Origin of the sequence: Bowmanella denitrificans, from assembly GCF_039522935.1 — a bacterium.
Classification (GTDB): domain Bacteria; phylum Pseudomonadota; class Gammaproteobacteria; order Enterobacterales; family Alteromonadaceae; genus Bowmanella; species Bowmanella denitrificans.
This window is the reverse complement of record NZ_BAAAEI010000006.1, coordinates 301,001-314,462: the sequence shown is the minus strand read 5'-3', so window position 1 is coordinate 314,462 and position 13,462 is coordinate 301,001. Positions and strand designations below refer to the sequence as shown.

Genomic DNA, 13,462 nt, shown 5'->3' with positions numbered 1-13,462 from the left:
TTGGCGACGTAGCCTTACTTGTCAGCGCAGGGGGGCACGCCTACGGACTCCCAATGCCAACAATAACAGCCACCACCAGGACAAGCTGCCGCCACCGCCACCGCCACCGCCGCCACCATTATTCACCGGCGTACTGGTCGTTTGATTCAAAACGGTTACGGTTACCGTGGCACTATCGCTGAGGTCGGCGGGGTCGGTGGCGGTTAGTCGGAATGACAACTCAGTATCTGCGGTGACTGAGGGCAGAGTAACGCTGGGTCTGGCGCTTTTTGTATCACTGAGACTGACGGTGGGGCCTGCGGTTTGTTGCCACACCAATTGCAAGTTGTCGTTATTTGGATCACTGACTTCGCCGGGCAAGGTTAATCGACTGCCCTCGGTGCCTGATAAGGTGGCTTGCTTGCTACCATTTATAAGGACCTCTGGTGCGCCTTCTACCTGTAAGTCAGTTTGCAACTGCGATACTTCTTCCCCGGTAAACGGATTATTGGTAATACTGGACGAAAGCGTCACCTGCACAGGCCCGGCTGTTAAACTCTCATCTGCCACAGCACTGAGGGTAAATTGTGCGTTGCTGCTGTTGTTGGCACGTTGTAACAGGCTCCACTTAATTTGTTGTCCATCGACAATCGCACCTGGGCTGGCACTATCTGCCACCAGTGATAATCCCTGCGGCAGGGTGACAACCAATTCATATTGCCTGTTCTGATGGCTGTTGTTTGCATCGACATTAACGAAAAAGCGAGCTTGCTCGCCGGCCGCTATCCGACCGGTTTTGTCACTACTTAGCCTGACATCATTTTCAACCCGGACTAAATCTACTTTAATCTGACCGAAACGGCTTTGATTGTCTGTCAGTTCAAGCACGGCATAGCGTACGTCTCCAAAACTCAGGGCCTGATCCCAATGCATCAACACATCAAATGGTTGGTGGTGGCTGACCTGACTTGGGCCTTGTGCAGCCATGTTTTGGCTGCGACTGTTTACTAAGGTTCTGGCCAGGGTGTAGCTGTCTGAACCACTGTTGCCTGCCTGCCAGTTTTGAACCAGCAGCCAGTAGCTGCCAGCTTGCGGTGCCAACAGGTCTATTTTCTCAAACGCAGTGGATTCGGCGCTACTGGCCAATAACTCATTTTCCTGGGCTATGCCATCACCATTACTGTCACGGCCCAGCCAGATATCCAGATCGGTGGAAGTGGTCTCGGTTATCTCGGCAATAAGTCGTTTGCTGCCGGCTGGTACAGTGAATAAATGGGTAGCGACGCCATCGTTCAGATCGTCAAATACATCGTCGCCATTACTGTCTTCGGCCAGTTCACCTGTTTCGTTTATCGACGCACCTAAGCCAAACACCTCAAGTTCAAGGTTGTTGGTAGATAGGGTCTGCAAACCTTTAATCTGGTAACTGTCTGCGTTACGCTTGGCCTCAATAACAACTTGTTGTGGCAGTTTGCCGCCAGTTGGAATAACGGCCACAGGCATATTCAATGTTTGTGAGGCACCGCTAAGGCGTATATTGGCAAAATGCCATTGATCCGGCGTTGCATTATTGGTATCCAGACTGATGGTGACAGTTTGTTGCTGGCCGACAGACAGATTAAAGCTACTGGGGCTGATATTGAAATCCAGCCCTGAGTCATTTTGAGCACTAAGTTGCCAGTTGCCGCTTTGAGTGGCCTTGAAGGTGCGGGTCCAACTGCAAGTCCCAAAACACTGACTTTGCGCAATAGAAGGCATATTCAGTGCACTGGGGTCGCCACCCGTGGCGGGGTTGGCGGCGCGATACTGTGCCATACTGATGTTCATCACCAGGCCACTTTGCACCGCCTTACCCACGTCCACCATTCCTGATCCCATGTCAAAGTAGTCGGATGCAGTACTGCCATCTTCCTTAAAAGTTTGTTGATTGGCAGTGAGCATCAGGGCTGATTGTATCTCTGCTATTGTCCAGTTTGGTCTGGCCTGTTTTAGCAGCGCTGCCGCACCAGCGACATGGGGAGATGCCATGGATGTACCGTCCAAAAAGGCAAAGTCGGCCGGGTCAGACACTTTCTTAAAGCCCTCTGGCTGGTCATCGGCGTAGGCTGCCCAAATCTCCACACCTGGTGCGGCGATACTTGGGGAAATAACATCCAGTAAATCAAAGTTAGGGCCGCGGGAACTGAAACCCGCCGCAATATTGGCCAGCTCAGGATTGGACTGGACCTGACTGGCGCTGATCGTGGCGCGGTGGTCGCTGCCGCTGGCAAGCCAGCTCTTAAGGGCATTTCCATCCTGGGCACTGATTTGAATGGCGGGCAATACATGGTTGTCAGCCACCAGATTACTGTCACCGCCGGATATATTGGCCAGCACAAAACCACCGGCGCCGCCGGCTTTAACATGTCGACCTTTGTCTACTCTGGCAATCTCGCCACGGTCACACACCACAATCTGACCATTGAAGGTACCGGCCGGAAAAGGTTGCATACACTGGCCGCTGTCTCCTCCTGGGTCATTGGGGTTGGCAAAATCTCCGGCGTAAACGATATCCGCTGTAATGGCGCCGGTTTTTGACTCGCCGGTGATGGTCTGAGGTGGATTCACACCGCCGCTGAAGCTACCAATTGTTTTACTGCTGTAACTGCGATCATGGCTGTAAGCGGCCACCGTCATTACCCAGGGCGCAGCCGCATTGGAGGACAAGGTGCCCGCATCCGGACCATCATTACCAGCAGAATTGGCAACCATAATGCCAGCCTCCCTTGCGCTTAAAAATGCCACCCCCTTAGCGCCTGTCCAGGGCGATTCACTGCCGGCACCGATGCTGTGATTAATCACATCCACCTGGTCCTGAATAGCCTGGTCAATGGCACGGATGACCAGGTCTGTGGGGCAACCGGAAAAGCCTACTGCATCATCCTCACCCGGGTAGCACACCTGATAACTGATGATATTGGCATGCGGGGCCACCCCTGACATGTGGGGGAAAACAAAGCCCGGAGTTGGATCACCTTCTACATCCAGAAGTGGGGTGTTGTTCAATACATTGCCCGCAGCCGTTGCTGCCACATGAGAACCGTGCCCGTTATGGTCTTCGCCATCGCGCGGTGTACCGGGGGCATAGTCGTCATATTGTCCGGTAATAGCCGGGTAACTATAGACGCCAACTAGTTTGTCATTACAAAGGCCTGGCTTGGTGCGACAGTCGCCTTTATAAACACCACTGCCATATGGATTGATATGGTTGTAACCGTCTGCGCCTATATCGGCAAAGGATGGATGATCAGTGTTAATCCCGGTATCCAAAATACCTATGACTATGCCTTCACCTTGATAGGGGGATTCTCCCAACGGCCCATTCCAGAGTGTTTCGGCACCTATCCATCTGGGGCCTGAGTCGGTGTGCAGAGGGTCCAGTGTGACCTGTTCAATTGACTTAACACCGGGCTCTTTGACCAAGGCGGCAAGCTGTTTGGTATTTAATGTCAGCACCAGGGCGTTGATAGCATGCTGGAACTCTGCATGTGGTTCGTCGACACCTAAAGAGGCTGCTTTTTGCTGAATCTGTGCCTGGCGCTGCTTCAAATAGCCCTGGTATTTCTTTACTGCCTCATTGCCCATATCCTGCCGCTTGAGTGCCTTGGCGGAAGTGGCTGGAAAACCGGACAGTCCCCCCTGATACAAGGCAACCGGCGCATCTTGTAATTGTACTATATAGCGATTCAGGCCTTTTTTATGAGCGGTGTTATGCTTTGGGGTTTGTGCAGCCATGAGTGACGTACTGGCCAGCAGGGCGGTAAGCAGTGTGGCTATTTGGGTCATTTTAAAAGGCATATGACGCTCCAATCTTCCATTGATGTGACATGACATAAAAGCCTGACTATCGGCGTAAGCGTTAAATCATGCAACTGCAATTTTAATATTATGCGAGTTGATACGTGGAATGGTTGAAAATCGTTCAATAGTATTTGTGGTGATAGAGCAAGTTTTGTATTCAGCATGTACCATATGTGTAGATGCTTTGTAAAAATTAGATAGTTTATCCTCCTCTATCTGGTAGGTTTGGGATGTTTGTTCCGGTCTTTCGTTTAGCGCTTAGTGAAAAAGCAACGCCTTGCTGCTGATCCTCTACTAGTATATTGCCAACTTTATAATAAAACCGGGTACTTACCCCGGCTAACGACAGAACCCTAAGGCAGATTATGAAAGACAGAAATCATCTTTCTGATGTCGGTTTCACCCATCAGGTCCGTATTATTGATAAGGGCTTGGTAGACATCCCCATGCTGCAGATTTTGCAGCCTGATGGTACTCCTCACAAAGACGCAGAACTTCCTGAACTGGATAAAGACGCGGTAGTTAAAATTTACCGGACTATGCGTTTTACCCGCGTTTTAGACGAGCGTATGGTGGCCGCGCAGCGTCAAGGCCGTATCAGCTTTTACCTGGCCAGTACAGGTGAGGAAGCAGCCAGTGTGGCCAGTGCGGCGGCCTTAGAGCCGCAAGACATGATTATGTCCCAGTATCGCGAGCAGGGCGCATTGGCCTATCGTGGCTATAGCACAGAAGCCTTTATGAACCAAATGTTCAGCAATGAAAAAGAGCCAAACAAAGGCCGCCAGATGCCGATTCATTATGGGGCCAAAGAGCTGAACTTTATGACCATTTCTTCGCCGCTGGGCACTCAAATCCCACAGGCATCAGGTTATGCCTATGGTCAGAAAATGGCCGGTGAGCCGGCCGTGACTATCTGTTACTTTGGTGAAGGTGCGGCATCAGAAGGGGACTTCCACGCAGGTTTGAATATGGCGGCGGTGCTGCATTGTCCGGCTATCTTTTTCTGTCGCAATAATGGCTATGCCATTTCTACCCCGGCAGAAGAACAGTTCGCTGGTGACGGTATCGCCTCCCGAGGGCTGGGCTACGGTATTAAAACCATACGTGTAGATGGTAACGATGCCTTTGCTGTTTATGCTGCCACCAAGCAAGCGCGGGAAATCGCCCTGGCAGAGAACTGCCCGATATTGATTGAAGCCATGTCTTATCGCCTGGCCGCTCATTCCACCTCGGATGATCCTACCGGCTATCGGTCCAAGGATGAAGAGGCCCGCTGGCAGGCTAAGGATCCGATTGTGCGTCTTGGCAATTGGTTGAAAGCTAAAGGTTGGCTGGATGAGGAACAAGACAACAAAGATGTGGAAAAAATGCGTCAGGAAGTGCTGGAAGAATTAAAGCGGGTGGAAAAAGTGCCCATTTGCCGCATCGATGAAATTATTGAGGATGTTTACGATACGCCCCCCTGGCATTTGCAAGAGCAGCTTGAAGCGCTAAAACAACATATCAGTAAATACCCGGATGCCTATCCGAAGACGTCAGGGAGGCTATAAGCATGGCTAAGATGAATTTATTGCAAGCTATCAATAATGCCCTGATCCTGGCTATGACCGAAAACGAAAAAGTCATGGTTTTCGGTGAAGATGTCGGCCATTTCGGCGGCGTTTTTCGCGCGACCAGCAATTTGCAGGAAAAATTCGGCAAGGCCCGCTGTTTCAATACGCCATTGACCGAACAGGGAATCATTGGTTTTGCCAATGGCCTGGCTTCGCAAGGGTCGGTACCGGTGGCGGAAATTCAGTTCGGAGATTACATCTTCCCGGCCTTTGACCAGATCGTCAATGAAACCGCCAAGTGGCGTTATCGTTCCGGTGGGCAATTCAGCTGCGGCACGCTGACAATTCGTACCCCTTATGGCGGTGGCATTGCTGGCGGTCATTATCATTCCCAATCACCTGAAGCCTATTTTGCTCATACTCCAGGGCTTAAAATCGTTATGCCACGTAACCCCTACCAGGCGAAAGGCCTGCTGTTGGCATCCATTCGGGACGATAATCCGGTGTTATTTATGGAGCCTAAGCGTTTATACAGAGCGTCGGTAGGCGAAGTTCCTGAAGAAGATTACGAACTGCCGCTTGGTAAGGCTGACCTGGTTCGCGAAGGCAATGACATCAGTTTGCTGGCCTGGGGGGCCCAGATTGAAGTGATGGAAAAAGCGGCAGATATGGCAGAAAAGGACGGCATCAGTTGTGAAATTATCGATCTTCGCAGTATTTTGCCTTGGGATGTGGATGCGGTGTGCCAGTCAGTGGTTAAAACCGGGCGACTATTAATTTCCCATGAAGCACCGCTGACCGGCGGGTTTGCCAGTGAGGTGGCGGCGACAATTCAGGAGCGTTGTTTCCTTAATCTGGAATCCCCTATTGCCAGGGTATGCGGTCTGGATACGCCTTATCCTCTGGCCCATGAAAAAGAATATATGCCGGATCACCTTAAGGTGTACGAAGCCATTAAACGCACAGTGAACTACTAAGGGGTAGCGTATGAAAGATTTTATTCTGCCCGATATTGGTGAGGGCATTGTTGAATGTGAATTGGTGGAATGGCTGGTGGCAGAAGGGGATCGTATTGAAGAAGACCAGGCAGTGGCCGATGTGATGACAGACAAAGCCCTGGTGCAGATCCCTGCTATGCACAGTGGCGTGGTGAAAAAGCTGTATTATCAAAAAGGCGAAATCGCCAAGGTACATTCGCCGCTCTTTGCGATGGAAGTGGATGGCGAAGCGTCACAAACTGCGCAAGCTGAAGCGCAACAACCAGCGGCCACAAGCCAGCAACTTGAAATCGCCACTGGCGGCGCAGTTGAAGACTTTATTCTGCCGGATATTGGTGAAGGCATTGTGGAATGTGAACTGGTGGAATGGCTGGTATCGGAAGGTGATGATATCAGTGAAGACCAGCCGGTTGCGGATGTGATGACAGACAAGGCGTTAGTACAGATCCCCTCTAAGTTCAGCGGCAAAGTGGTGAAGCTGTATTACCAAAAAGGTGATATTGCTAAGGTACATACGCCACTTTTTGCCATTCAGCTGGCAGGAGGCGAAGCCAGTGCACCGGCAGTATCAGGTTCTGCGCCCGCCAAGGCGCAGGTGATGCAACCTAAGGTGGCACAAACCACCGTAGCCGCGAATACCAGTGGCAAATTTAGTGGCGGCGAATTCGAGCCACAATGGGTGAATCCGGCCAAGGCGCTGGCCAGCCCGGCGGTAAGGCGGCTAGCCCGTGAAATGGAGATTAATCTCAATCAGGTTCAGGGCAGCGGCAAAAAGGGCAGGGTGATGAAGCAGGATGTGTTGTCAATGGGGCAAACTGCTTCTCAGGCAGTCAGCCAGTCTGATATGACAGGTAAAAAGGCCGCCCAGTCTGTTGGCGGCGGCACCCGTACTGAGCCTATCCGCGGTATCAAGGCGGCGATGGCCAAACAGATGAGTGCATCGGTATTCAGTATTCCGCACTTCTCTGTGAGTGACGAGATTGAGATGGATGCCCTGATGGCTGCCAGATCCGCATTAAAGCCTGAGTTCGAAAAACAGGGCGTCAAACTGAGCTTTATGCCTTTTATCATCAAGGCGATGTCGCTGGCCCTTAAGCAGTTCCCTATTATAAACAGTCAAGTCAATGACGAATGCACGGAGCTGACCTATTTTGATGACCACAATATCGGTATGGCAGTGGACTCGAAAATTGGCCTGCTGGTACCGAATATTAAAGGCGTGCAGAACCTGTCGCTGTTTGAGGTGGCAAAAGAAGCAAACCGTCTGGTTGAGCTGGCTCGCGAAGGTAAGTTGGGTAGCAGCGACCTTAAGGGTGGCACTATCAGCATCTCTAATGTTGGCGTGATTGGTGGCACCACCGCAACGCCGGTCATTAATAAACCCGAGTCTGCCATTGTGGCACTGGGTAAAATTCAGCGTTTGCCACGCTTTGATGAACAGGACAATGTCAAAGCCGTAAATATTATGCATATCAGTTGGTCCGGCGATCACCGGATTATTGATGGTGCAACAATGGTGCGCTTCTCTAATTTGTGGAAGTCCTACCTGGAAAACCCGCTGAGTATGTTGTCTGAGATGAAATAGCGTTAAGCCCGCCTGCAGGCGGGTTTTCTTTTTAATTGGTTAACAAACGCCAGTAGGGGAATTTGCAAGGAAATGACTTAACGCCTATATGTTGTTGGGCTTGAAAGAGAATTTAAGGGAACCAGTATGTTTAAGCGGAGCAGAGTTTTTCAGTTAATCCTACCCATTTTGGCCTGTCAGCTTGGCAGCTCTGTGCAGGCTGCTGAGGCAAAACATCAACCTGGGATCTTTATTGGTGTCCTGAATGCAGCCGGAGAAACAGACTTATCCTTAGGCCTGGAGTATGAATTTCGGTTTAGCAAACAATGGGGAGCGGGTCTGGTTTATGAGAAGGCCAGCGATGCCCATCATGGTGATGGGGTCTCTGCAACTATTGCTGCGCTTTACTACCATCCCTATGCGGGCTGGCGTGTGGGGGCGGGAGTCGGCAGGGAAAAAATACATGGTCATCATGGGCACAGTGAAGACCTGTATCGCTTAAATCTGGCTTACGACTTTCATTTTGGCGGTTTTGGCGTGGCACCGACGTTCAGCATCGACAGGGTCGATGGACATCATAGCCGGGTTTACGGGATAAGTATCACGAAGGCCTTTTAAGTAAAAAGTGAGCATCGAACTTAGCCGTGACAGGTGCACTTGTCAGAGACACAAGCACATCTTCCTGTCCGTTCTGCTGCAAAAACCGTGCTGACATGGTTTTAAGGTTTTCTGCTGTTTGCTAACGCCTGCAATACATCAATGGCGCCTTGATAATGTTTTTGCGCCTCGGCTGGCATGCCATTGCTAAAGCGGCTCAGGCTTTGTTGCATTTTACCAAGAAAATTATGCCGTGAATTCGCATCAGCGTTCATCGACCTTGGCGCCCCAAGTACCAAAAGTTCACCCCGGCCAATGAAACCGCCCTGATACAGCGCGTCAGACAGGGCGTGCATTTCACGTTGCGAAATATTGGTAACGTCATAGTTGTCGGCAAGAGATTGCCAGTTTTCCTGCAACTGCTTGCCCTGTTGACTCAGACTAACCTTATCATCGCTAGCAGAGGCATTAGTCTGCACTGAGGCATAGTGTGTGTGTTTTCCAGCAGTTGCATGCGTTGCGGTAATGTAGTGGGAATACCCAGTCTGACTAACCTGCATACCCATCTCCTTATCTTTGTCTGCGTGGCACTAAGAAGTGCACATGGTTTGCGTTCATCGCATTTCTGTTCACTTGCAGAACCTTATGTAAGCAAGTGGCTTGCCAGATTACTTTGCCGCTTGCCCCTCAAATCCCTTACACTTATGTCAGTATGTTTTTTCAGGAAAATTCCGTTGTTCAGTTACCGCCACGGCTATCACGCCGGAAATCATGCCGATGTGCTCAAACACCTTTGTCAGATGTTGCTGTTAAATAAACTGGCCGAGAAGGACAAGGCCTTTGTTTATATCGACACCCATAGCGGGGCAGGAATCTATGATTTAACCAGTGCTCAGGCGCAAAAAACCGGCGAATACAAGGATGGCATTGACCGCTTGCTGGATGCGGACTGCCAGGATCCGAATATCCGAACCTATCTGAAGCTGGTGGACGACTATCGCAAATTCAACCGTTATCCCGGTTCGCCTGAACTAGCCAGAACACTGACCCGCAGTCAGGACAGCCTGCAACTGATGGAATGGCACAATAATGAAGTGCAAAACCTGCGTGGTAATTTCAAAGGTGTCAGCAACGCACACATCCACCATCGTAATGGTTTTGAAGGATTGGTGGCTATGAGCCCGCCTAAGCCGGCGAGGGGACTGGTATTAATCGACCCGTCTTATGAAGTAGAGTCCGACTATCAGGATGTAGTGACATCGGTTACCCAAGCGCATAAGCGTTGGAAAACCGGTGTTTTTGCCATTTGGTACCCGTTATTGGCTAAACGTCGCGATCGCAGCGAGCGGATGTTGAAGGCGCTGAGCAGTATCAGCGGGACAGACGTGGTGGATATTCAGCTTAAGCTGCTTCCACAGGACCAGGAAGTGGGGATGTATGGTTCCGGTATGGTGGTGATTAATCCGCCCTGGCAGTTTGACCAACAGCTTAATGCGTTACTGCCAGAACTGGTCACCGCCCTTAAAGACTGGCCCGACGCCAGTCACAGCCTGACCTGGCTGGCAAGAAGCGAGTAAGCCGTGTCATTGCTGGACTCGAAGCTTAAACATTTCTATATCCCGGATGAACAGTCTATTTATTTACTGTCCCATCAGGATGCGCAAAAGCTGAAGGACTGGATAGCGCTGTGCACAGAACAACTTGAGCTGTTGGGTTACCGGCATATTGAGCTAATCGGCAAAGGTGCCTTTGGCTTTGCGTTTGCTGGTGTGAATGAACAACACCAGCAACTGGTGTTTAAATTCTCCCGTATTAACTTACCCCAACATGTGCAGGATCGTCTCGAAGAAGAAGCTTTTATGCTCAGCCAGGTGGAACATCCCAGCGTGCCGCAACTGGAAGAGTTCCAGCGCATTAAAAAACAGGCCATTTTGGTTATGGAAAGGGCGAAGGGGTTGGATCTGGAACAGGTGTCACTTAAACAGGGACCGTTATCTCCCCGCCTGATAACGCGTATTGCGGCGCAACTCGCCGAGATCCTGCTGGCGCTGCGCAATCATGGTAATCCGCAGCAGCCCAGACCTATAGTGCATGGTGATATCAAGCCGTCCAACCTGGTGTTTGATGCTGATTCAGAGAACGTGGCGCTGATTGACTGGGGATCGTCGGTTTTTGCTCAGTTGGATGCAACAGGCAACTTTGTTGGCAACAATGTGATGGATCTGATGTCCAGCGACTTACAGCAAACTAATGCCAGATTGGGGGATGTGTATTTTATTGGCGATGAACAACTGGACGGCGCCCTGTCCAGCCCCAGATTCGATGAACAAGGGGTGGCCAGCACACTGTATGCCTTGGCGTCTGGCCAATCCAGTCGCTTTGGCCGTAAGGTTATTTCACCCAATTCACTGGGGTTACCGCGCGAGCTGGCGCAGACACTGACCGCGATGATGAGTGATGATGCAACTGAGAGACGCCGAGGCGGCGACTATTTTTTAAAGAATATGCGTCATATGCGTCATCTGGTGTTCAGTGCAGACGACGACATGGAATATCAGCCGGTCATTCCCTGCTGGACGCATAAGCGCAGTAAAGCGATTGATACGGTGGTGTACAGTTCAAGAAAATCTTTTCTGCGCGCTGAGTCGATTGAGGATGAGCTGCGATACCTCAACGATGAGCAATTTGAACGTTATTATAAAAACTATATGCAGGGAATGGGGGAAACGGAAAAAGCCTTTATTGCCGCAGTCAGCCGTTTGGGGCGCTATCCCGTCGTGGGCGGGCTGGCGGTGCGCTGGCATCCGGAAGGGATTTACATTGATTCAAGTCTGAATCTGTATGACCCGTCGATGAAACGTTCCTTTGAAATATCTGTGAATAATGTGGTTACCCTGGCGCGGGCTATCCACCGGGTGGGGGTATTTAAAAGCTGTATGTTTAATGCCAGGGACACCCTGCACCTTGAGCGTACCTGCGAAAATGAGCCGTTTCAGCCCATCGCGGGCATGCAGATACCTTTTGAAACCAGCAAAATTTCAGTGACCGAAGCACAAAGTCGTATGCATTCTTATTTTGAGGATGGCGAAGACCCGGATGAGCTGCTTAAACTACCGGCCAGTATCCGTGCCATTATTGAAAAACTTAACGACATCCATCATACCGGTTGTATTATTTTTGAAGCGCTGCCCACACATCTGAAGATTCACAGTTACTACACCTTGCTGGACCATGATAAAGAAGCGGAATTTAAGGAATTGCTGGCCAGGCTATTGGTGCATATTCCCGAGATAGAAGGACTGGGTATCTCAGGGTTTATGAAGCTACCCTATAAAGATACGCGATTTTTTGATCATATTGTCGCGGCGCCAGATAAGTTTTACCCTCGTAACCCCTTGCTGAAGAATTGAAGTAACAGGCATGAATGATATTAAACTGACGGAATTACTGACCCTGGAAAAGCTAGAAGAAGGCCTGTATCGGGGGGTAAGTTGGGATCTGGGCTTTCGCGCATTATTTGGTGGTCAGGTGATGGGCCAGGCGCTGGCTGCAGCGCAGCAGACTGTTGAGCCAGAGCGAGTGGCGCATTCTTATCATTGCTATTTTTTGCTGCCTGGCGATGCCCATAAGCCAGTGGTCTATGACGTGGAAAATATGCGCGACGGGCGCAGTTTCTGTACCCGCAGGGTCAAGGCGATTCAGGGCGGGAGAACCATCTTTTTTATGACGGTGTCGTTCCAGTCACCGGAGGATGGTCTGACCCATCAGTATGGCGATATGCCTGATGTGCCAGCGCCGGAGAGCTTGCAGCCGGACATTCGCTATTATGAAAATGTGCTGGATAAACTACCGGCGGTGATGGTGGAAAAGCTCGCTTATCACCGGCCGATAGATATGCGCACGGTACAGGCGATTAATCCGATGGCCCCCAAGGTGATGGAGCCAATGCGCTATGTTTGGATGAAAACCAGCAGTGTACTGGCCGATGATTTAAACCAGCACCAAACCACGCTGGCGTATGCGTCTGACTATTATTTTCTGGTGACCGCATTGCAGCCCCATGGTATGTCGATTATGAATCGGAGCGTTCGAATGGCCACTATTGATCACGCCATGTGGTTCCACAGACCATTTCGTTTTGACGATTGGCTGCTTTACTGTATGGAGAGTCCGTTTTCAGGCAATGCCAGAGGGCTGGTTAGGGGACAAATATTCAACCGGGCAGGCCAATTGGTGGCATCCACCATGCAGGAAGGCCTGATGCGAAAGATCGGGGATTGATATGAGATATAGAATTGGCGGTAAAGCACCCAGGATCGGGCGCGATGTGTTTATTGCGCCAGACGCGCAAATTATTGGTGATGTCGCGCTCGAAGAGCAGGCATCGGTTTGGTTTAACGTGGTGATGCGGGGCGATAATGAACTGATTCAGGTCGGGGCCGATACCAATGTTCAGGATGGCAGTGTTTTGCACACCGATATAGGTTATCCCTTGACTCTGGGTAAAGGCGTGACAGTGGGCCATAAAGTGACGCTACATGGCTGTGATGTCGGTGATTACAGCCTGATTGGCATTAATGCTGTGGTACTAAATGGCGCTAAAATTGGCCGCTACTGCCTGATAGGGGCTAACACCTTAATTACCGAAAATATGCAGATACCGGATCGCAGTCTGGTGCTGGGCAGTCCTGGCAAAGTGGTACGCAGCCTGACCGATGAACAATGTAACATGCTGGAAGCATCAGCCGCTCACTACGTGCAAAACGGCAAACGCTATTTGATGGAACTGGCAGCGCTGGAAGAATAATAAAAAAGACCCAGAGACCCGGGGAGGGCTCTGGGCTTAGGGGAATGGCTCTATTCAGAGCCGTGCGCTAACTCAAAGCTTGGAAAATGGAGAAGTGTCATACAAAATTTTTCAAGCCGGACGA

Annotated in this window: 10 protein-coding genes; 8 read left to right on the top strand and 2 right to left on the bottom strand. The window is 50.6% G+C overall.

Annotation, left to right across the window (positions count from 1 at the left end):
* Positions 1–21: 21 nt before the first annotated feature.
* Positions 22–3,816 carry a S8 family serine peptidase gene (locus ABD028_RS04365; RefSeq protein WP_343842217.1) on the bottom strand — a complete coding sequence of 1,265 codons (3,795 nt, stop codon included), beginning with the start codon at positions 3,814–3,816 and terminating at the stop codon, positions 22–24.
* 368 nt (positions 3,817–4,184) lie between these two features.
* On the opposite strand from ABD028_RS04365, the gene ABD028_RS04360 reads away from it, so the two are divergent.
* The 4 genes from ABD028_RS04360 (at position 4,185) to ABD028_RS04345 (ending at position 8,552) form a co-directional block, all read left to right on the top strand.
* Positions 4,185–5,369 carry a thiamine pyrophosphate-dependent dehydrogenase E1 component subunit alpha gene (locus ABD028_RS04360; protein ID WP_343842214.1) on the top strand — a complete coding sequence of 395 codons (1,185 nt, stop codon included), beginning with the start codon at positions 4,185–4,187 and terminating at the stop codon, positions 5,367–5,369.
* A gap of 2 nt (positions 5,370–5,371) precedes the next feature.
* Positions 5,372–6,349, top strand: a complete 978-nt coding sequence (locus ABD028_RS04355) for an alpha-ketoacid dehydrogenase subunit beta (RefSeq protein ID WP_343842212.1) — start codon at positions 5,372–5,374, stop codon at positions 6,347–6,349.
* 10 nt (positions 6,350–6,359) lie between these two features.
* Positions 6,360–7,955, top strand: a complete 1,596-nt coding sequence (locus tag ABD028_RS04350) for a dihydrolipoyllysine-residue acetyltransferase (RefSeq protein WP_343842209.1) — start codon at positions 6,360–6,362, stop codon at positions 7,953–7,955.
* Positions 7,956–8,081: 126 nt separating this feature from the next.
* On the top strand, positions 8,082–8,552 hold the full coding sequence (locus ABD028_RS04345; RefSeq protein ID WP_343842206.1) for a hypothetical protein: 471 nt from the start codon (positions 8,082–8,084) through the stop codon (positions 8,550–8,552).
* Between the two features lie 101 nt (positions 8,553–8,653).
* Here the strand turns inward: ABD028_RS04345 and ABD028_RS04340 are convergent, their stop codons facing one another.
* The gene (locus ABD028_RS04340; RefSeq protein ID WP_343842205.1) at positions 8,654–9,091 is read right to left on the bottom strand and encodes a hypothetical protein; all 438 of its coding nucleotides are present in this window, start codon (positions 9,089–9,091) and stop codon (positions 8,654–8,656) included.
* 174 nt (positions 9,092–9,265) lie between these two features.
* On the opposite strand from ABD028_RS04340, the gene ABD028_RS04335 reads away from it, so the two are divergent.
* The 4 genes from ABD028_RS04335 to ABD028_RS04320 are packed head-to-tail and all read left to right on the top strand — an operon-like array spanning position 9,266 to position 13,338.
* Positions 9,266–10,108: a 23S rRNA (adenine(2030)-N(6))-methyltransferase RlmJ gene (locus ABD028_RS04335; protein WP_343842202.1), complete on the top strand. Its 843-nt coding sequence runs from the start codon at positions 9,266–9,268 to the stop codon at positions 10,106–10,108.
* A gap of 9 nt (positions 10,109–10,117) precedes the next feature.
* On the top strand, positions 10,118–11,941 hold the full coding sequence (locus ABD028_RS04330) for a serine/threonine protein kinase (RefSeq protein ID WP_425542081.1): 1,824 nt from the start codon (positions 10,118–10,120) through the stop codon (positions 11,939–11,941).
* Between the two features lie 10 nt (positions 11,942–11,951).
* Positions 11,952–12,812, top strand: coding sequence for an acyl-CoA thioesterase II (gene tesB, locus ABD028_RS04325; RefSeq protein WP_343842196.1), 861 nt, complete (start codon positions 11,952–11,954; stop codon positions 12,810–12,812).
* 1 nt (position 12,813) lies between these two features.
* Positions 12,814–13,338, top strand: a complete 525-nt coding sequence (locus ABD028_RS04320) for a gamma carbonic anhydrase family protein (RefSeq protein WP_102796874.1) — start codon at positions 12,814–12,816, stop codon at positions 13,336–13,338.
* Positions 13,339–13,462 lie beyond the last annotated feature (124 nt).